Origin of the sequence: Microbacterium paraoxydans, assembly GCF_900105335.1 — a bacterium.
Taxonomy (GTDB): domain Bacteria; phylum Actinomycetota; class Actinomycetes; order Actinomycetales; family Microbacteriaceae; genus Microbacterium; species Microbacterium paraoxydans.
This window is the reverse complement of the sequence record NZ_LT629770.1, coordinates 446,009-463,386: the sequence shown is the minus strand read 5'-3', so window position 1 is coordinate 463,386 and position 17,378 is coordinate 446,009. Positions and strand designations below refer to the sequence as shown.

The window sequence follows — 17,378 nt, the reverse complement described above, 5'->3', positions numbered from 1 at the left end:
GGCATGGCTCGCCCCGACGCCTCCGTCTCGCTCTCGGCCCTCGCCCGGCTCGGGTTCGCTGAGCTGAGCGAGGCCGCGGCGTCGCTGGCGGAGCTCGAGAGCCTGCTCGGCGTGCCGCGCGCGATGCTGCTCGAGGCGGCCGTCGCGGCGGACCCGGATGCGGCCGTTCGCGGGATGCTGCGGGTCGCTCGACGAGACCCTGCCCCGCTGCGGGCGCTCGCGGACGACGAGGAGACGCGCCGGCGCGTCTGGCGCGTCTTCGGAGCCTCCGTAGGACTGGCGGAGTTCTTCCTGCGGCATCCCGACGAGCTGGACGTGCTGGCGGCACCGATCGACGTGCTCCCCTCGGCGGACGTGTGGCGCGATCGCCTCCTCGCTGCCGTCGGGGCGGAGGACGGGTTCGCGGACTCGGCGGACGACGGGACGGTCGTGGCGCTCCGCGTCGCGTATCGGCGGAACCTCGCGGAGATCGCCGCCTTCGATCTCGGCCACTCGCGCCCCGAAGAGGTCGTCGCCGCGGTGGCCGCTTCCCTCGCGGATCTCGCCGGCGCCGCCCTTGAGGCCTCGCTCGCGATCGCCCGCACCCGCCAGGCGCCGTCCGCCGGTCGCGATGTCGTCGCTGCCACTCAGCTGGCCGTGATCGGCATGGGGAAGGCCGGCGCGAGGGAGCTCAACTACGTCAGCGACGTCGACGTCATCTTCGTCGGCGGCACGACGGATGAGGAGGCGCTTTCCGAGCCGCAGGCGATCGACATCGCCACGCGTCTGGCCAGGGACACCATGCGCCACCTCAGCGCCATCGAGGTCGAGCCGCCGCTCTGGGAGGTCGACGCGGCGCTGCGCCCGGAGGGCAAGCAGGGCGCGCTCGTGCGTTCCCTCGCGTCGCACGTCGCGTACTACGACCGGTGGGCGAAGAGCTGGGAGTTCCAGGCGCTGCTGAAGGCTCGTCCGCTGGCCGGCGATCCCGACCTGGGCGCCGCCTACATCGATGCGGTGCAGCCGCGCGTGTGGTCGAGTGCCGCCAGAGAGGAGTTCGTCGAGAGCGTCCAGCGTATGCGCGAGCGGGTCATGGAGCACATCGACCCGGAGGACGCCCCGTACCAGCTCAAGCTCGGCGCGGGCGGGCTGCGCGACATCGAGTTCACGGTGCAGCTCCTGCAGCTCGTGCACGGTCTCACCGACGAGTCGCTGCGCACGCGCGGCACGCTGGAGAGCCTGGACGCCCTGGTCGCCGGCGGCTACATCGGTCGCGCGGATGCGGGGACCTTCGCGGACGACTATCGGGTGCTGCGCCTCATGGAGCACCGTCTGCAGTTGCGCGACCTCAGCCGCACCCACCTCATGCCCAAGACGCCGGCCGGCCTGCGCATCCTGGCGCGCAGCACGAAGCTGGCGGAGACGGGAGAGGGCGTCTGGGCGCGGTGGGAGAGCGTCCGCCGCGAGGTGCGCGACATCCACACCCGCCTCTTCTACCGGCCGCTGCTGAGCGCCGTGGCCGGACTGCCCGAGGAGGAGCGCACCCTCTCCGCGGAGCAGGCTCACGACCGGCTCGCCGCGATCGGGTTCCGCGACCCGGCGGGAGCGCTGCGCCACATCGGCGCGCTGACACGCGGACTCAGCCGCAAGGCGACGATCCAGCGGCACCTCATGCCCGTCATGGTGCGCTGGTTCGCGGACGGCAGCGACCCCGACTACGGCCTCCTCGCGTTCCGCCGCATCAGCGAGCGGCTGGGGGACACCTCGTGGTTCCTGCGCATGCTGCGGGACTCCTCCGGCGCGGCGGAGAGCCTCACCCGACTGCTGTCGTCATCGCGGTACATCGGCGAGCTGCTGGAGTGGATCCCGGAGTCGGTGGCGTGGCTGGACAGCGCCGAGCGGCTGCGACCGCGGAGCGCGCAGGCGCTCGACGACGAGGCCCGAGCGATCCAGACGCGCCATGAGACGGTCGCCGACGCGTTGCGGGCCGTCCGGGCCCTGCGGCGTCGCGAGCTCCTGCGCACTGCGATGGCGGCCGTCCTCGACGTCGTCACCATCGAGGAGGTGGCCACCGCGCTCACCGACATCACGGACGCGACGATCCAGGCGGGCCTCCGCGCCGTCCTCCGCGAGGTCGTGCCGCCCGAGGACGCAGCGCTCGACTTCGCGGTCATCGGCATGGGGAGGTTCGGCGGCGCAGAGCTCGGCTTCGGGTCCGATGCCGACGTCCTGTACGTGTACGACGCGAACGGCGTCGACCCGGGCAGAGCGGAGAAGCTCGCGACGCGGATCGTGGCGGGACTCCGTGAGCACCTCACCGATCATCGCCTCCCTCTCGACCTCGACGCGGGTCTGCGGCCCGAGGGGCGCAACGGTCCGATCGTGCGGTCCCTCGACGCCTACGCGGCCTACTACCGCCGCTGGTCGCTGTCGTGGGAGGCGCAAGCGCTGCTGCGGGCGCGTGGTGTCGCGGGGAGCACGAAGCTCATCGGGCGGTTCATGGAGCTCGCGGACAGCATCCGGTACCCGGAGGCGGTCGATCTTCAGGGCCTCCGGGAGATCAAGCGGATCAAGGCGCGCGTGGAGGGGGAGCGGCTGCCGCAGGGCACTGACCCCCGTCGTCACCTCAAGCTCGGGCCGGGGACTCTCAGCGACGTGGAGTGGCTCGTGCAGCTCCTCCAGCTGCAGCATGCGACCGACGTTCCGGGTCTCCGGACCACTTCCACGCTGCTCGCGCTCGACGCCGCGGTCGGAGCCGGGCTCGTCGGGGAGGACGACGCCGAGCGCCTGCGGGCCGCCTGGCTGCTGTCGAGCCGTCTCCGTTCGGGCATCACGCTGCTCACGGGGCAGACGAGCGACGTCCTCCCCGCTGACCGCCGTCAGCTGGATGCCCTGGCCCGTCTGCTCGGCTATCCACCCCGGTCCGCGACACCGCTCGAGGAGGACTATCTGGCGGTTACGCGGCGCGCCCGGCGGACCTTCGAGCAGCTCTTCTACGGCTAGACGGCCGGTCGAGTTGCACGATCGCCCTCCGTCGCTCAGAGTGAGCGTATGACCTCTCCTCGCATCGGCGTGATCTGGAACCCGACGAAGTCCGACCGGGATGTCCTCGGGGAAGCGGTGACCCTCGCGTTCGGCGAGGAAGCCGATGTGCGCTGGGGGGAGACCACTCCGGACGACCCCGGTCGCGGCGTCGCGGCGAAGGCCGTGGAGGAGGGCTGCGCCCTCGTCATCGCAGTCGGCGGTGACGGCACGATCCGCGCCGTCGCGGAAGCTCTGGTCGGCACCGATGTCGCCCTCGGCATCGTGCCGCAGGGCACCGGCAATCTCCTGGCGCGCAACCTCGGCGTGCCGCTCGAGGGCGTGCTGCCGGCGCTCGAGCACATCCGCGACTCGGAGCCCCACCGCATCGACCTCGGCTGGGTGGAGTTCGACGGCGAGGAGCACGCCTTCTCCGTCATGGTCGGCTTCGGGGTCGACGCGCAGATGCTCGTGGAGACCAACGACGACCTCAAGGATCGCGCCGGCTGGCTCGCCTACGTGGAGGCGATGGGGCGGGCACTCGCCGGCACCGAGATGACGGACATCACGCTGCAGCTCGACGACCACGAGCCGGAGGAGGTGCGCGGGCACACGCTGCTCGTCGGCAACTGCGGCATGCTCCAGGGCGGCATCCGCCTGTTGCCGGACGCCGTCCTCGACGACGGCCTCCTCGACATGCTGCTCATCAGCTCCGACGGCGCGCTGCAGTGGCTCGACACCGTCCGCTCGGTCGTCTGGGACAACGGGATCCGTCGCATGATCGGGAACGTCGATCAGGCGGTCAGCACCGACTCCACGACCCATGTCTCGGCGGAGCGGATCCGGGTGCAGCTCGCCGCGCCGCAGATGTTCGAGATCGACGGCGAGGAGGTCGGCGAGATCGACGCCTTCACCGTCCGTGTGCAGCCGGGCGCCGTGCTCGTCCGCTGATCAGGCGACGGTCACCGCGGGCGGCGTCTTCTTCCTGTCCTGATTGGGGAAGACGACCTTCTGCACGATGATGATGATGCTCGCGGCCACCGGGATGGCGACGAGCGCACCCAGGATCCCGCCGAGCGCGCCACCGGCCACTGCGGCGATGACGACCAGCGCGCCCGGGACATCGACGGCCTTGTTCATGATCCGCGGAGAGAGCACGTATGCCTCGATCTGCATGTAGATCAGGTAGTAGATGATCGCGATCAGCGCGGTCGTCGGCGAGACGAACAGGCAGATGAGCGAGATGATGATCGACGCCGAGAGGGTTCCGACGAGCGGGATCATCGATCCGATGAAGGCGATCAGTGCGAGCAGCGCCGGCACCGGCGCTCCGATGATGGTCAGGAAGATGAGGCTCAGGATGCCGTTGGTGAGCGCGAGGCTCGCCTGACCGATGACGTAGCGCCCGACGGCACTCGAGACGTCCTCCAGGAGCTCGCTGAACGTGTCGCGCTGGTACGCCGGGACGAACCGGGCAGCCACCCGCTTCATGCTGCGCAGCGACGCCATGAAGTAGAGCGTGAGGATGACCACGATCGTGATGCCCGTCAGGCCGCCGGCGATTCCGGCGCCGACGGCGAAGACACCGCCGCCGATGTCGAGGAAGTTGTCCGGGTTCTGCACGAAGCCGAGCACGCCGTCGACCGCGTCCTTGATCGTGCCGCCGAACTGTCCGCTGACGTCCTGGAACCAGGCGCTGTTCGTGAAGTCCTCGATCATCTTCGGACCGTCTTTGATCAGGTTCCCGATCTGCTCCACGAGGGTGGGGACGATGGCGAGGATGATCCCGGCGAAGGCGAGCAGGACGCCGATCACGACCACGGCGACCGCCGCGGGACGGGGGAGCTTACGCTCGATGAACCGCACGATCGGATCGAGGCCGAGCGCCAGGAAGAGCGCGACGCCGATGTAGACCAGCACGGTGGCGAGCTGACCGACGATGCCGCCGATCATCAGCGCGACGAGGACCCCGAGGGCACCGAGGAGACCGAACATGAACGGGTTCGCCCTGGCGCCGGCGACCACGCTCGACGGCGACCGTCGCTGCGCGGACACGCTGGGTGCCTGATCCGGCGGTGCGATCAACTTCCTGCGACGCATGGTCCCCTCCCTCTGTCGATACTCGACACTCGATCATCCTCCACCCGGTCCCGCGCGCCGCTCAGCGACACCCGCCGGCTCGGCGGGCGTCGGGAGCGTCGGATCAGTGGCTGCTGTTGCCCTTGCCGTTGTTGCGGTCGCGGCCTGGGCTCTTGCCTCGGTTCTCCTGCGCCTGCGGTGCGGCGTTCTCGGGCAGGCTATCCTCGGCGATCGACTCGGTGACCGGTGCCGTCCGTGTCACCGGGGTCGCGGCCACCGGCTCGACGGCGACGGTCTCTGCCGGCTCCGAGTCGACGACGGTGTCCGCGGGAGCCGGCTCGACCGGCACGAGGTCCTCGACGCCCTCGACGATCCTCGACGCGCCATCGGAGACGGCGCCCGAGCTGGCGAGAGCCTGCTCGCCGTGTCCGAGCAGTGCTGCGGAGGCGGTGGTCACCGCGCCGAGTACGACCACCGCAGCGATGAGCAGGGACTCGCGAAGACGTCGCGTGCGCCGGGCCGGGGACGCGGCGGGGTGCGCCGAGGCGGCGCGACGGCGGGCGCGAGCCTCGGCGCGCGTCCGGGGGAGGGCGCCTGCGGTCGGCGCGGGAAGCGGCACGGTGACGTCTGTTGCCACCTCTTCGGTGACGGGGAGATCGATCAGCCGACGCAGTTCGCTCTCGACCTCCAGAGCGTGCGGTCGTGCGTCGGGGTCGATCGCCGTCATCGCGCTGAGCAGTGCGGCCCACTCCGAACCCAGTTCCGCCGGGATCTCCGGCGCGATGTGGAGACGGGCGAGGGCGGATTCGACGCTGAGGGTGGGGGCGAACCCAGGCTTGCCGGTGAGCGCCTCCAACAGGATGAGACCGAGCGCGTAGATGTCGACCGCGGGACGGATATCGCCGTTCCGCAGCTGCTCGGGCGCCATGTAGGTCAGCGTCCCGAGGACGATGCCGGGAGTGGTGACGCGGGACATGTCGATGGCGCAGGCGATCCCGAAGTCGGCCAGCTTCGCGCTCCAGCGGCCGTTCGTGTCGAGGGGCGGCGTGAGGAGGACATTCGAGGGCTTGATGTCGCGGTGCACGATGCCGGCGCTGTGCACGGCGTGGAGGGCGGAGGCGATGTCCGCCCCGATCGTGGCGATCTCGCGCGGGGTCACCGTCGCGCGGGCCATGCGCTTGCTCAGCGTCGGTCCCGGCACGTACTCCATCACGAGGTATTTCGGTCGTCCGGGCTCGAGGTGCGCGTCGAGGAGGGTGACCAGGCCCGGGTGGTTGAGACCCGCGAGGAGCGCCTTCTCCGAATGCACCCGCTCCACGGACTCGACGGCATCGTCGGATTCGCGGAACATCTTCACCGCGACGGTGCGTTCGAGGGCGATGTCCTCCGCGCGATACACGGTCGCCATCCCGCCCATGCCGACAGCCTCCGCCAGGCGGTAGCGGCCGTCCAGAAGCGCGGCGGTGGGCGGGGCTTCCTGGGTGATCACGGCGTCCTCCACTGGCGGGACCGGGTATCCCGACGATGTATTCACCGTATCCGCGCAAAAAGAACGACGCGTTGGGGTTGACGTGGAGCCCGACACCTGCAATGGCGGATCCACGGGGAGCTGAGAGACTGGACGGATGGCAGGGATTCACCACGTGGAGGTCTGGGTCGCCGACCTCGTGTCGTCGCGAGCGGAGTGGGGGTGGCTGCTCGGTGCGGTGGGTTTCGTCCGCGCCGGTGCATGGCCCGAGGGCGAGTCCTGGGAGGCGGGTGGCGCGTATGTCACCCTCACGACATCCCCGAACCTCAGCAGCAGTGAACACGATCGTCGTGCCCCGGGCGTGAACCATCTCGCCTTCGCTGCGGGCCCGCGGGACCGTGTGGACGCGATCATGGCGGCGGCGCCAGAACACGGCTGGCGGCCTTTGTACGCGGAGCGCTACCCGCACGCGGGCGGGCCGGATCACTACGCCGGATGGCTGGAGAACTCCGCGGGGTTCAAGGCCGAGATCGTCGCCGACGAGCCCTGACGGGGGCCATGCCCGGAGCGCCGTTACCGCCAGAGGCGGGCGGCGGTGCTGGCGGTCTCCAAGACTCTCATCGTTCCTCCGACAGCTCCTGGCTGAGGTCGAGCTCGCGGAGGACGTAGGGCTGGGCGACGGCGTCGGTGAGGTAGTACGTGTAGAAGATGACTGCGGCTTCGTCGGCGGTGAACACCTCGTTCGAGAACACGCGCACCGCACGGGTCTGACTGATCGGGATCAGCGTCGTCCCGTCGGCAGGCTCGGGACGCCCTACCGTGTACAGGTGGGTCTCGCCGTCAGGCGCGGGGAGGCGCACTTCCACCGTCATCTGATCGGCTGAACCCGCCGCCTGCATGAACCCGTCTCCGCCATCTTGCGGAGTGACGATGATGCTCTCGGGGTTCGGGGCTCGCCAGATTACGTAAGTGAACTTTTCTTGCCCGTCGAGGTGCCCGAGCATCATGCGCAGATGATCCGGGATGGGGCGGCGACGGTCGCTGATCCATCCGGTCATCCCTCGCGGGGTTGTCTCCGCGAATGGCCCGTAAAACGTCAAGGAACGTACCTCACTTCGATCCTCTCCTTGACGACGCATGGCTTGTTCTTTTGAACGATTGCGTATTTGCCCTCGTAATCTCGTCCGTCCGCGCCATCGAGCTCGTCCTCGAATTGCCAAACGGTGGGGGCGAGACGTGGGACGGTGTCGGCGATGGCGTCGTGACGGACCGCAGCTCTCATGGCGCCTCGTCCTCGGTGGGGTCGGGGACGCTCATATCGAACTCGCGGAGCGTGTAGGGCTGGGCGACTTTGTCGGTGAGGAAGTAGGCGTAGAAGATCACCGCGGCTTCGTCTGCTGTGAACACCTCGTTGGGATACACGGTGGTGGAGTACCGTCGAGGGCCTCCGCTGTCCCGGCACACTGGATGTACTCCTCGCTGAAGGGGATGCTGTCCAGGAGGTCCGCGCTCTCCGGCGCACGCCACAGTGAGAATGCCCAGAACGTGGAGGGGTTCATGGCGCTCAGCGATGTTCGCAGTTGGTCGGTGTACGGGCGTACGTAATCCACGAGTGGCCCGCGGGATTCTCCGTTGATCTGGGTGATATGTGTGGGAGTGCTCATATGACGGTCTCCAAAACGACGCGGGTGATCATCGTTGCTCCGACAGCTCCTGGCTGAGGTCGAGCTCGCGGAGGACGTACGGCTGAGCGACGGCGTCGGTGAGGTAGTACGTGTAGAAGATGACCGCGGCTTCGTCAGCGGTGAACCCCTCGTTCGAGAACACGCGCACCGCACGGGTCTGACTGATCGGGATCAGCGTCGTCGTCCCGTCGACGGGCTCGGCACGCCCGACCGTATACAAGTGTCTCTCACCGTCAGGTCCAGGCAGTTTCACCTCCACCGTCATTGCGTTGGCAGAGCCTGCCGCCTGCATGAAGGTATCCCTGGCAGGCTCGCGGAAGCCCACGGTGCTGGAGGGATCGGATCCGGGCCAGATTATGTAGGTCAGCTTTCGCTCGCCGTCCAGGTGGCCCAGCATGAGCCTCAGATGCGCGGGAATGGGGCGGAAGCTGTCCGTGATCCAGCCGCGCTGCCCGCTGGGTGTTTCTTCGCCATGCGTAAACGGCGCTCTCATGGGACATCCCTGCTCTCTACTCGCGTGATGGTGACGACGATGTTTTGGCCGTCCAGGTTGCCGCGGGCGGGGGTTCCATCTCGGACCGTATGAGCGTCACTTCCAGAGGCGGGCGGCGGTGCTGGCGGTCTCCATGGAGATGGCGTTGGCGGTGATGAGTCGTCGGTTGGCTTCGGCGAGGGCGGCCTTCATACGGCGGATGGCGGTGTCCCAGTCGTGGTGGGCGCGGTCGTATGCTGCCTGCGCCTCACCGGACCATGAGGATCGAAGTCGAGCGGCCTCCGCGTCGAGGGCGTCGAGCCGCTCCTGGAACTGCCGTACGGTGAGGGCGAGACGCGCGACCGTGTCGCTAATGGCGTCGTGACGGACCGCTACTCTCATCGTTGCTCCGACAGTTCTTGGCTGAGGTCGAGCTCGCGGAGGACGTACGGCTGAGCGACGGCGTCGGTGAGGTAGTAGGTGTAGAAGATGACCGCGGCTTCGTCGGCGGTGAACACCTCGTTCGAGAACACGCGCACCGCACGGGTCTGACTGATCGGGATCAGCGTCGTCCCATCGGCAGGCTCGGGACGACCGACCGTGTACAGGCGGGTCTGACCGTCAGGCCCTGTCAACCGGACCTCCACGGTCATCTGATCGGCTGAACCCGCCGCCTGCATGAAGGATCCACCAGGCTTGGAGTCGAACCCCACGATGCTCGTCGGGTCGCTGCCCCGCCAGATGATGTAGGTGAATGTCTCCAGGCCGTCCAGTGCTTCGAGCCTCAGCCGAAGAGTGTCCGGGACCGGACGAAAGACCTCTTCAATCCACCCTTCCTGGCCGCGTGGGGTTCTCTCTGCGAACGGTCCGTAGCTGCTCATGGTTCCCTTCTCACAATCACCCTAGAAATCTCGATACTCTCACCATTGAGCCGCCCTCTCGCAACGGCCCCATCGTTCACTTGCGCGTCGAACTGGCGCTGTGTGCTCCCCGGCCGGAAATACGCGTCATAAGCACCACCTGACTTGACCTCGATGGCTGTGAACGTCCCGTCAGGGTTTCGGACGAGGCCGTCATAGTATCGGCCGTCCTGCGGCGCGCCGTCGTAGCCCACCTTGGCTTTGGTGCGGATCACTTCCACTTGCTCTTCAGCGGCGAACTTGTCAAGTCCGATCTTCTCTTTGTCGACCCACGGCTTGTTCTCCTGACCGTTTGCGTATTTGCCCTCGTAGTCTCGTCCATCCCCGCGATCGACGCCCTTGCGGGGGTCGGCGGCTCGGTCGGTTTCCCGGAACCATCGCCCTGCCGCGTCGCCGATGAGTCCCGCACCGACTCCGGCGACGCCGACGCCTGCGGCAGCGACGGCGGGCGCGCCGGCGATGGCACCGACTCCGGTCACCGTCAGACCTCCGCCACCGACAGCGAGTGCGGCGCCTCCGATGAAGGTCGCAGCCCCGCCGAGGAGTTCGAGGATGATGTCCGGGTGCTCCCACAGCGTCTGTGCGGAGACGGCGAGCATGTCCGTCGTGGCCTGGAACGGCTGCACGACAGCAAGGGTGAACACCGCCTCGGTGACGGCATGTTGGGCTGCGGTCGCGGCCTCAGCCTCGGTGAGCGGCATGCGCGCGGCCTCTGCGGCCTGGTCCAACCGGACTGCACAGTCTCGGGCGAAGACCTCCAGCGTCGCCCGGGCGTTGTACAGCACCTCTCTGGCCTGTTCATGCGCGGGACCGGACGGGTCGACGAATGGCACCTCCACCTCCGGGTGCCGAAGGCCCTGCCCGACCCGAAGCTCGCGGACGTAAGCGCGGTGCGCGGCCAGTGCCGTGGCGGCCTGCTGCTCGGCCTCGTCCCAGAGAGTGATGGCGCGCGCGGCTTCCTCCTGCGCCCACTCCAGCGCATCCGCCCAGGTGAACAGGGCGTGAGCGCCCTCGCGGAGCCCGTCGCCGGCGTTCGACCAGTGCAGCAGCTGACGATCGAAGCGCGTCAGGTACGCGTCGTAGGCCTCGCCCGTCCAGGTGCCCTCATCGTCGAGCGACGCGAGCTGGTCGTGCACCCGTGCTGCAGTCGTGCCGTGTGCCTTCCACCCCTCGGCTGTCTGCCTGACCTCGCCGGGGGAGCCAGGGATGAGGGCGGTGGCGGAGCGGGTCTGCCCGAGCTCCATCACTCTTCCCAGATCATCGCGTCGACCTCGGCCTTCGCGGCATCCGTCCCCTCATCGAAGACCCGGGCCGTCGTCGCCAGACGTTCGGTGAAGTCGTCGGAGTCCGTCACCCGCGCTGCGAGGCCGGCAGACCACGTTTCGGCGAACCGCTCAGAGGCTGCGACCACCCACTCGTGGCCGGCGCTCGTCGGCGGGGTGAGGTCGGTCGCCCCGACGTCGGCGATGACGCGCCGCGTCTTCGCCGCCATCGCCCGCAACACATCCGTGTCGACCTCATAATCCTGCGACATGCCGCCCTCTTCCTGCGAGCCCCCCGGCTGCGGGATCGAGCATAGGTCAAGACAGGGTCAGAGGATAGCGAAATGTCTGAATATGCGTAGGAAGTAACCCCAAATGAGTACGTGGGGGGTAGGGCTGCCGTAGCCGCAAGGTTCCCATGCAGCGAAAGAGCCCGCCCCCGGATGGGGACGGACTCTTTCGCGATCTGCGTTCGGCTCAGACTCCGAAGTACAGCTCGTACTCGAACGGGTGCGGGCGCTGAGCGATCGGCAGGATCTCGTTCTCGTACTTGTAGGAGATCCAGGTCTCGATGAGCTCCTCGGTGAACACGCCGCCCTCGAGGAGGAACTGGTGGTCGGCGCGGAGCGCCTCGAGCGAGTCCAGCAGGGAGTTCGGCACCTGCGGGATGTTCTTGGCCTCCTCGGGCGGGAGCTCGTAGAGGTCCTTGTCGACGGGCTCGTGCGGCTCGATGCGGTTCTTGATGCCGTCGAGGCCCGCCATGAGCTGCGCGGCGAAGGCGAGGTACGGGTTGCCCGAGGCGTCGGGGGCGCGGAACTCGATGCGCTTGGCCTTCGGGTTCGAGCCCGTGATCGGGATGCGGATCGCGGCGGAGCGGTTGCCGGCCGAGTAGACCAGGTTGACCGGAGCCTCGAAGCCCTTGACCAGACGGTGGTAGCTGTTCAGCGTCGGGTTGGTGAAGGCGAGCAGCGCCGGCGCGTGGGCCAGGATGCCGCCGATGTACCACCGCGCGATGTCGCTGAGCTGACCGTAGCCGGCCTCGTCGTAGAACAGCGGCTTGCCGTCGTTCCATAGCGACTGGTGGGTGTGCATACCCGAGCCGTTGTCGCCGTACAGCGGCTTCGGCATGAAGGTGGCGACCTTGCCCCACTCCTCGGCGGTGTTCTTGACGATGTACTTGAACTTCAGGATGTCGTCGGCCGCGTGCACCATGGTGTCGAAGCGGTAGTTGATCTCCTGCTGGCCGGCCGTGCCCACCTCGTGGTGGGAGCGCTCGAGGATGAAGCCCGCATCGATGAGCTTGAGGGTGATGTCGTCGCGCAGGTCGGCCGTCTTGTCGACCGGGCTGACGGGGAAGTAGCCGCCCTTGTAGGGGGTCTTGTTGGCGAGGTTCCCGCCCTCCTCCTCGCGGCCGGTGTTCCACGCGGCCTCCTCGGAGTCGACCTTGTAGAAGCTCTCGCCGGCCGTCACGGAGTAGCGCACGTCGTCGAAGATGTAGAACTCGGCCTCGGGAGCGAAGAACGCGGTGTCGGCGATGCCGGTGGAGGTGAGGTACTTCTCCGCCTTCTTCGCGACCTGACGCGGGTCCTTCGAGTAGATCTCGCCGGTGCGCGGGTTGTAGATGTCGAAGATCATCACGAGGGTGCTCGCCTCGCGGAAGGGGTCGATGTACGCCGTCGTCACATCCGGGATGAGCTGCATGTCCGACTCGTGGATGCTGGCGAAGCCGCGGATGGAGGAGCCGTCGAACAGCTGTCCGTCCGTGAAGAAGGCCTCGTCGACCGTCGCCGCAGGGATGTTGAAGTGCTGCTGCACACCAGGGAGGTCGGTGAAACGGATGTCAAGGAATTTGACGTCGTTCTCCTTGATGTAGGCCAGTACCTCGGACGAATCTTTGAACATGTACGACTCCTGTGATGCGGATCGATGGCTTCGGGGCCACTTTGCACAGTACGGACGGGGGATTTCTCCACGGTATCCGCTTTGTTTCGTCCGTGTTACAGCGTGAGCAGGATCGGAGGGCATCCACAGCCTCGGTAGGCTGGAGGGGTGACGGATGCTGTGAACACGTACCCCGGTGAGCGACTCGGACTCCCGGAGTCCGGACCGGGAAGCATCGGCCGCCCCGGTCGCCGGATCGGCGCCCTCGCGATCGACTGGACGGCAGCCGTCATCCTCTCCGTCGCGTTCTTCCAGTACGACCCGTTCGCCACGCTGCTCATCTTCGGCGTCGTGCAGATCCTCTTCATCCCGACCGCGGGCGGCAGCCCCGGGCACCGCATCCTCGGCATGCGCGTCGTCCGTCTCGACGGCGGCTGGGTCGGCCTATGGCGCCCGATCGTACGCACGCTGCTGCTGCTGATCGTGATTCCGGCCGTGGTGTGGGACCCGGATCAGCGCGGTCTGCACGACAAGGCCGTGGGAACGGTCCTCATCCGCGCCTGACGCTCAGGCGCGGCCGCGGTTGCGCCGGCGTGCCTCACGGGGTGCGCGGCCGCCGAGGAAGGAACGCGCCGGGTCGACGACGTAGCCGCGGCGCAGCGCTTCGCGGCCGATCAGCATGCGGAATCCCATCTCGTCCCGGTTGCTCAGGGTCACTTCGGCCATCACCTCCCGGTCGACGAGCCGGATCATCAGCTGCACGACGAGACGCTCCTGCGCGTGCCCGGACGAACTCCGGACGGCCCGGCGGTCGTGGATGGGGGACTCCACGACGACGGCGTCCTCCTGGCTGTCCTGCCAGGGCTTCACGCGGAAACGCACCCAGGCCTCGCCGTCGCGTGCGAACTCCTGGATGTCGAACGCGTGCAGGGACGAGGTGCGGGCGCCGGTGTCGATCTTGGCTTTGATCCAGTCGACGCCGAGATCGGGCAGGCTCACCCACTCGCGCCACCCCGTAAGGGTGTTTGAATGGGTAGACCTACTCACCTGATACATCCTGGCAGGAAATCCCCCGTGAAGATCGCAGTGCTGTCCCGTGCGCCGCAGGCGTACTCCACCCAACGCCTCCGCGCGGCCGCACTGCAGCGGGGCCACAACGTGAAGGTGCTCAACACGCTGCGCTTCGCGATCGACCTGACCTCCGATGAGCCCGACCTGCACTACCGGGGCCGGCAGCTCAGCGACTACGACGCGATCCTGCCCCGCATCGGCAACTCGATCACGTATTTCGGCACCGCCGTGGTGCGGCAGTTCGAGCAGATGGACGTCTACACCCCCAACACGGCGAACGGCATCTCCAGCGCGCGCGACAAGCTGCGGGCGAACCAGATCCTCTCCCGGCACAACATCGCTATGCCTCCGACGGCCTTCGTGCGCAACCGCGCCGACGTGCGACCGGCGATCGAGCGCGTCGGGGGTGCTCCCGTGGTGATCAAGCTGCTCGAGGGCACCCAGGGCATCGGCGTCATCCTCGCGCCTCAGGTGAAGGTGGCCGAGGCCATCATCGAGACGCTCCACTCCACCAAGCAGAACGTGCTCATCCAGAAGTTCATCGCCGAGAGCCGGGGGCGCGACATCCGCGCGCTCGTCGTCGGGGACCGCGTGGTCGCGGCGATGCGGCGCTCGGCGGCCGGAGACGAGTTCCGCTCGAACGTGCACCGTGGCGGCTCGGTCGAGGCGATCGAGCTCGACCCGGTCTACGAGCGGGCCGCCGTGCGATCGGCCCAGATCATGGGACTCCGCGTCGCCGGCGTGGACATGCTGGAGGGGGACGAGGGACCCCTGGTGATGGAGGTCAACTCCTCCCCGGGCCTGCAGGGCATCGAGACCGCGACCAAGCTCGACGTCGCGGGCGCGATCATCGACTACATCGCCGGTCAGGTGGCCTTCCCGGAGATCGACGTGCGGCAGCGCCTCACGGTCTCCACGGGATACGGCGTCGCCGAGCTCATGGTCCACGGCGCCGCCGACCTCGTCGGCAAGACGCTGGGGGAGGCGGGTCTGTGGGAACGCGACATCACCGTCCTCACGCTGCACCGCGGGGTGAGCGTGATCCCGAACCCGCGCAAGCACGTGGTCCTCGAACCCGACGACCGCCTGTTCTGCTTCGGCAAGCTCGATGAGATGCGCTCCATGATCCCCGAGCGTCGTCGCCGCCGGGCGAAGGTGCGCCGTCTCCCCAAACAGCCGCTCTCGGAATAAGAGAAGCGCGGCCGCCCTCGGTGAGGACGGCCGCGCTTCGCGGTTCGGGGGAGCGGGTCAGCGCGGACGCTGCGCCCGCACCTTCGTCGGGTCGATCCCCTTCGGGATGGGGAGCGACGACAGCGACTGCGAGACCGAGTCGATGCGGCGGATGACGGCCGCCATCGTGGCCTTGTCGATGGCCTTCGGGAGCTTCTTGATGGTCTTCGCGAGGTCGGCGATGGGGACCTCGTCCTCGCCGTGCCCGACGTAGAGCACCGTGATCGGCACGCCATGGGCGACGCGCTGCGCCCGGCTGCGCTCCTCGTTCACCAGCCGCGTGAGACGTCCGCGGGCGCCTTCGCCGACGACGACGATGCCGCCGCGGCCGACCGTCCGGTACACGGCCTCCTGCGTCTTCGGGTTGATGCCCACCGGGGTCTCGGAAGCCTGCCACTGGCGACCCAGGCTGGTGCTGAGCACGTGACCCGTCGCACCGGGCATGCCGTCGATCTTCGTGTACATGGCCGAGGTCGAGAGCCTGGTCATGAGGAAGAGGGCGCCGAGCACGCCGAGCATGAGGCCGGTGATCGCCCAGAGCACGAGCGTCCACACCTGGAACGGCGGGATCAGGTAGCCGGCCAGGAGACCGAGCAGCACGCCGCCGATGAGGATCGCGGCCTGCGCCCAGGGGAGCCAGGGGTAGGCCTCGCGCGTGAACCGGAAGAGGGACTTGATCTGGGAGAAGAACCCAGGACGCTTCTCGGGTTCGGGAGCACGCTTTGCCATGGAGACCAGCCTACCGAGTCCGAGCGCCTTGCGATGCCGCCGTTCGCGTGCAGCGGAGAGCAGAGGGTAACCGTTCCTGCACAATTCGGACCGCGACCGGATCCCCTCCCGGCGGCACCGAACAGGCACGGCGGGTCCGGCGGGTCGGGTGGGATGGACCACATGACACCAGCGCGTGAGACTCCGTTGCAGGAACCGGTCGTGCTCGCCCAGGCGCACCGCACGATCCGTCTCCTCGACCGCTCCGAAGGGCCATTCCACGGTGCGCTCGTGACCTCACCGGACGGGCCGCTCGTGCGCGCCGAAGCTGAGAGCTTCGCCGGCTGGGCGGGCTGGCGGTACGCGGGCTCTCAGCACATCGCGGCTCCGGTCGACATCGCCCGACGGCTGGACGGGCATGACGTGTTGCTTCCCTGGTGCACGGAGCGGCTGGAGTCATACCTGGACCGACGGCTCCGGACACAGGGTGGGCTGCCGCCCGGGGAGATCGGCACGGTGGTCGTGAGTCTGCTGCGCGGACTGGCGGAGCTGGGTCCGGCGCCGGCTGTCGAGGCGCAGGGAACATGGTGGCTCACCGAGGGTGGCCGGCCGCTCTTTGTGGTCGGGCCCGGCCAGGAGGCGGCGTCTGCCGTCTCCGAGATCGTAGGCCGGCTGCGCGCGGAGTGTACGGACAAGATGCTGGCCCGGGCTCTCGACCGCGCCCGGGATCGAATCGACACGGCCGCGGCACAGCGCAGGGTGCCACGGCGGCTGCTCGAGGAGGTGGAGAGCGAGCTCCTGGAGATGGCGGCGCCGCGACCTTTGGAAGAGGCGGCCGAAGACCGGGCAGGCCCCCCCGTGGAGACGCGGGTGGCCGGGGCGCTGCGGCGCGTCCGGGTCGAGCCGGTTGCCCGTGCGCGACTGCGGCACCGCCGGGCGCGGGTGGAAGGAGCGGGCGGACCGCGCTCGACACGGATCGTTGCCGACATTCTCGTTCTGCGTGACCGCCTCGTCGGCAGGACGCGAGCCCTCATCGGCCAGCAGGCCGGCAGGCCGCGCCGGGCCGCACCGGAGCGGGGGACCGGATCCCGACGGCCGCGGGTTCTCGCCGTGGCCGGTGCCGGCGCGGTGGTGGTGCTGCTTGCCGGCTTGCTGTGGCCTAACGAGCGAGATGATCCGGCGGACGGGCCCCCGGAGAGCCGGCCCTCGGCCTCGCCCCATCGAGCGGGGGCCGACTCTGCGGACGTAGACTCCCCGTCGCCGGCTCCCGCGGCCCGCACACCGGTGGCGCCGACGGGCGACGATCCGGTGCTCGCCCTGCCGGGGCTCGTGGCCCAGATCGAGGAGTGCGAAGCTCAGGAGGACCGGGTGTGCGCTTCCGCGGTCGCGGCGAGCCCGTCGGAGGTCATCCCGCTCGTCTCCGGAGCCGCCGACGTCCAGGACGCCGCTCTCATCGATCGGTATGGAGACATCGCCGTGCTGGAAGTGCCGTCATCGTCCGCTGACGAGGAGGGGACGGAGGGTGCGATCACTCTCGTTCTCGCGCGCATAGAAGAGAAATGGCTGGTCCGCGACGCATATCGCGTCGCGGACCAGCCGAGGTGA

The 17,378-nt window shown here is 68.6% G+C and carries 18 protein-coding genes; 6 read left to right on the top strand and 12 right to left on the bottom strand.

Features of this window, described 5'->3' with window-relative positions; all coding sequences use genetic code 11:
* The first annotated feature begins 3 nt into the window (after nt 1-3).
* Together BLU02_RS02475 and BLU02_RS02470 are read left to right on the top strand one after the other, a co-directional pair.
* Nucleotides 4-2,979, top strand: a complete 2,976-nt coding sequence (locus BLU02_RS02475; RefSeq protein WP_060923239.1) for a bifunctional [glutamine synthetase] adenylyltransferase/[glutamine synthetase]-adenylyl-L-tyrosine phosphorylase — start codon at nt 4-6, stop codon at nt 2,977-2,979.
* Nucleotides 2,980-3,027: 48 nt separating this feature from the next.
* The gene (locus BLU02_RS02470; protein ID WP_060923238.1) at nt 3,028-3,948 is read left to right on the top strand and encodes a diacylglycerol/lipid kinase family protein; all 921 of its coding nucleotides are present in this window, start codon (nt 3,028-3,030) and stop codon (nt 3,946-3,948) included.
* On the opposite strand, the gene BLU02_RS02465 is transcribed toward BLU02_RS02470, so the two are convergent.
* Together BLU02_RS02465 and BLU02_RS02460 are read right to left on the bottom strand one after the other, a co-directional pair.
* Nucleotides 3,949-5,097, bottom strand: coding sequence for an AI-2E family transporter (locus BLU02_RS02465; protein WP_060923237.1), 1,149 nt, complete (start codon nt 5,095-5,097; stop codon nt 3,949-3,951).
* Nucleotides 5,098-5,200: 103 nt separating this feature from the next.
* Entirely contained in the window at nt 5,201-6,565 is a 1,365-nt protein-coding gene (locus BLU02_RS02460; RefSeq protein WP_157546984.1) for a serine/threonine-protein kinase, read from the bottom strand.
* A 136-nt stretch (nt 6,566-6,701) separates the two neighbouring features.
* Between BLU02_RS02460 and BLU02_RS02455 the strand changes: the two genes are divergently transcribed.
* Complete coding sequence (locus BLU02_RS02455) at nt 6,702-7,094, top strand: VOC family protein (protein WP_060923129.1); 393 nt, start codon at nt 6,702-6,704, stop codon at nt 7,092-7,094.
* Between the two features lie 67 nt (nt 7,095-7,161).
* On the opposite strand, the gene BLU02_RS02450 is transcribed toward BLU02_RS02455, so the two are convergent.
* The 8 genes from BLU02_RS02450 to glnA all read right to left on the bottom strand — a co-directional run bounded on the left by BLU02_RS02450 (nt 7,162) and on the right by glnA (nt 12,785).
* Nucleotides 7,162-7,602, bottom strand: a complete 441-nt coding sequence (locus BLU02_RS02450) for a hypothetical protein (protein ID WP_060923128.1) — start codon at nt 7,600-7,602, stop codon at nt 7,162-7,164.
* Nucleotides 7,603-7,822: 220 nt separating this feature from the next.
* Nucleotides 7,823-7,966: a hypothetical protein gene (locus BLU02_RS17710; RefSeq protein WP_231919623.1), complete on the bottom strand. Its 144-nt coding sequence runs from the start codon at nt 7,964-7,966 to the stop codon at nt 7,823-7,825.
* Nucleotides 7,967-8,236: 270 nt separating this feature from the next.
* On the bottom strand, nt 8,237-8,626 hold the full coding sequence (locus tag BLU02_RS02440; protein ID WP_157546982.1) for a hypothetical protein: 390 nt from the start codon (nt 8,624-8,626) through the stop codon (nt 8,237-8,239).
* A gap of 192 nt (nt 8,627-8,818) precedes the next feature.
* Nucleotides 8,819-9,103: a WXG100 family type VII secretion target gene (locus BLU02_RS02435; protein WP_060923126.1), complete on the bottom strand. Its 285-nt coding sequence runs from the start codon at nt 9,101-9,103 to the stop codon at nt 8,819-8,821.
* Nucleotides 9,100-9,582 carry a hypothetical protein gene (locus BLU02_RS02430; RefSeq protein WP_060923125.1) on the bottom strand — a complete coding sequence of 161 codons (483 nt, stop codon included), beginning with the start codon at nt 9,580-9,582 and terminating at the stop codon, nt 9,100-9,102. Before BLU02_RS02430 ends, BLU02_RS02435 begins: the two co-directional genes overlap by 4 nt.
* Nucleotides 9,579-10,865: a putative T7SS-secreted protein gene (locus BLU02_RS02425; protein WP_060923124.1), complete on the bottom strand. Its 1,287-nt coding sequence runs from the start codon at nt 10,863-10,865 to the stop codon at nt 9,579-9,581. Before BLU02_RS02425 ends, BLU02_RS02430 begins: the two co-directional genes overlap by 4 nt.
* Nucleotides 10,865-11,155 (bottom strand): hypothetical protein, encoded by a 291-nt coding sequence (locus BLU02_RS02420; protein ID WP_060923123.1) that lies wholly within the window; start codon nt 11,153-11,155, stop codon nt 10,865-10,867. Before BLU02_RS02420 ends, BLU02_RS02425 begins: the two co-directional genes overlap by 1 nt.
* 205 nt (nt 11,156-11,360) lie before the next feature.
* Nucleotides 11,361-12,785, bottom strand: coding sequence for a type I glutamate--ammonia ligase (gene glnA / locus BLU02_RS02415; protein ID WP_025103592.1), 1,425 nt, complete (start codon nt 12,783-12,785; stop codon nt 11,361-11,363).
* 147 nt (nt 12,786-12,932) lie between these two features.
* On the opposite strand from glnA, the gene BLU02_RS02410 reads away from it, so the two are divergent.
* Nucleotides 12,933-13,328 carry an RDD family protein gene (locus BLU02_RS02410; RefSeq protein WP_025103591.1) on the top strand — a complete coding sequence of 132 codons (396 nt, stop codon included), beginning with the start codon at nt 12,933-12,935 and terminating at the stop codon, nt 13,326-13,328.
* 3 nt (nt 13,329-13,331) lie between these two features.
* Here the strand turns inward: BLU02_RS02410 and BLU02_RS02405 are convergent, their stop codons facing one another.
* Nucleotides 13,332-13,820 carry an ATP-dependent zinc protease family protein gene (locus BLU02_RS02405; protein WP_060923122.1) on the bottom strand — a complete coding sequence of 163 codons (489 nt, stop codon included), beginning with the start codon at nt 13,818-13,820 and terminating at the stop codon, nt 13,332-13,334.
* Nucleotides 13,821-13,838: 18 nt separating this feature from the next.
* Here BLU02_RS02405 and BLU02_RS02400 point away from each other — a divergent pair, with 18 nt between their 5' ends.
* A complete protein-coding gene (locus BLU02_RS02400) occupies nt 13,839-15,026 on the top strand; it encodes a RimK family alpha-L-glutamate ligase (RefSeq protein ID WP_060923121.1) in 1,188 nt (395 codons plus the stop codon).
* Between the two features lie 57 nt (nt 15,027-15,083).
* Here the strand turns inward: BLU02_RS02400 and BLU02_RS02395 are convergent, their stop codons facing one another.
* Nucleotides 15,084-15,794: a DUF4191 family protein gene (locus tag BLU02_RS02395; RefSeq protein ID WP_025103588.1), complete on the bottom strand. Its 711-nt coding sequence runs from the start codon at nt 15,792-15,794 to the stop codon at nt 15,084-15,086.
* A 162-nt stretch (nt 15,795-15,956) separates the two neighbouring features.
* Between BLU02_RS02395 and BLU02_RS02390 the strand changes: the two genes are divergently transcribed.
* Nucleotides 15,957-17,378 carry a serine/threonine-protein kinase gene (locus tag BLU02_RS02390; protein ID WP_157546980.1) on the top strand — a complete coding sequence of 474 codons (1,422 nt, stop codon included), beginning with the start codon at nt 15,957-15,959 and terminating at the stop codon, nt 17,376-17,378.

What these genes read in the sequence shown, in the direction of transcription:
- BLU02_RS02475 (WP_060923239.1), top strand. Translation starts at nt 4, where the DNA reads ATGGCTCGCCCCGACGCCTCCGTCTCGCTCTCGGCCCTCGCCCGGCTC.
- BLU02_RS02470 (WP_060923238.1), top strand. Translation starts at nt 3,028, where the DNA reads ATGACCTCTCCTCGCATCGGCGTGATCTGGAACCCGACGAAGTCCGAC.
- BLU02_RS02465 (WP_060923237.1), bottom strand. Translation starts at nt 5,097, where the DNA reads ATGCGTCGCAGGAAGTTGATCGCACCGCCGGATCAGGCACCCAGCGTG.
- BLU02_RS02455 (WP_060923129.1), top strand. Translation starts at nt 6,702, where the DNA reads ATGGCAGGGATTCACCACGTGGAGGTCTGGGTCGCCGACCTCGTGTCG.
- BLU02_RS02450 (WP_060923128.1), bottom strand. Translation starts at nt 7,602, where the DNA reads ATGACCGGATGGATCAGCGACCGTCGCCGCCCCATCCCGGATCATCTG.
- BLU02_RS02440 (WP_157546982.1), bottom strand. Translation starts at nt 8,626, where the DNA reads ATGCTGGGCCACCTGGACGGCGAGCGAAAGCTGACCTACATAATCTGG.
- BLU02_RS02435 (WP_060923126.1), bottom strand. Translation starts at nt 9,103, where the DNA reads ATGAGAGTAGCGGTCCGTCACGACGCCATTAGCGACACGGTCGCGCGT.
- BLU02_RS02430 (WP_060923125.1), bottom strand. Translation starts at nt 9,582, where the DNA reads ATGAGCAGCTACGGACCGTTCGCAGAGAGAACCCCACGCGGCCAGGAA.
- BLU02_RS02425 (WP_060923124.1), bottom strand. Translation starts at nt 10,865, where the DNA reads ATGGAGCTCGGGCAGACCCGCTCCGCCACCGCCCTCATCCCTGGCTCC.
- BLU02_RS02420 (WP_060923123.1), bottom strand. Translation starts at nt 11,155, where the DNA reads ATGTCGCAGGATTATGAGGTCGACACGGATGTGTTGCGGGCGATGGCG.
- glnA (WP_025103592.1), bottom strand. Translation starts at nt 12,785, where the DNA reads ATGTTCAAAGATTCGTCCGAGGTACTGGCCTACATCAAGGAGAACGAC.
- BLU02_RS02405 (WP_060923122.1), bottom strand. Translation starts at nt 13,820, where the DNA reads ATGTATCAGGTGAGTAGGTCTACCCATTCAAACACCCTTACGGGGTGG.
- BLU02_RS02395 (WP_025103588.1), bottom strand. Translation starts at nt 15,794, where the DNA reads ATGGCAAAGCGTGCTCCCGAACCCGAGAAGCGTCCTGGGTTCTTCTCC.
- BLU02_RS02390 (WP_157546980.1), top strand. Translation starts at nt 15,957, where the DNA reads ATGACACCAGCGCGTGAGACTCCGTTGCAGGAACCGGTCGTGCTCGCC.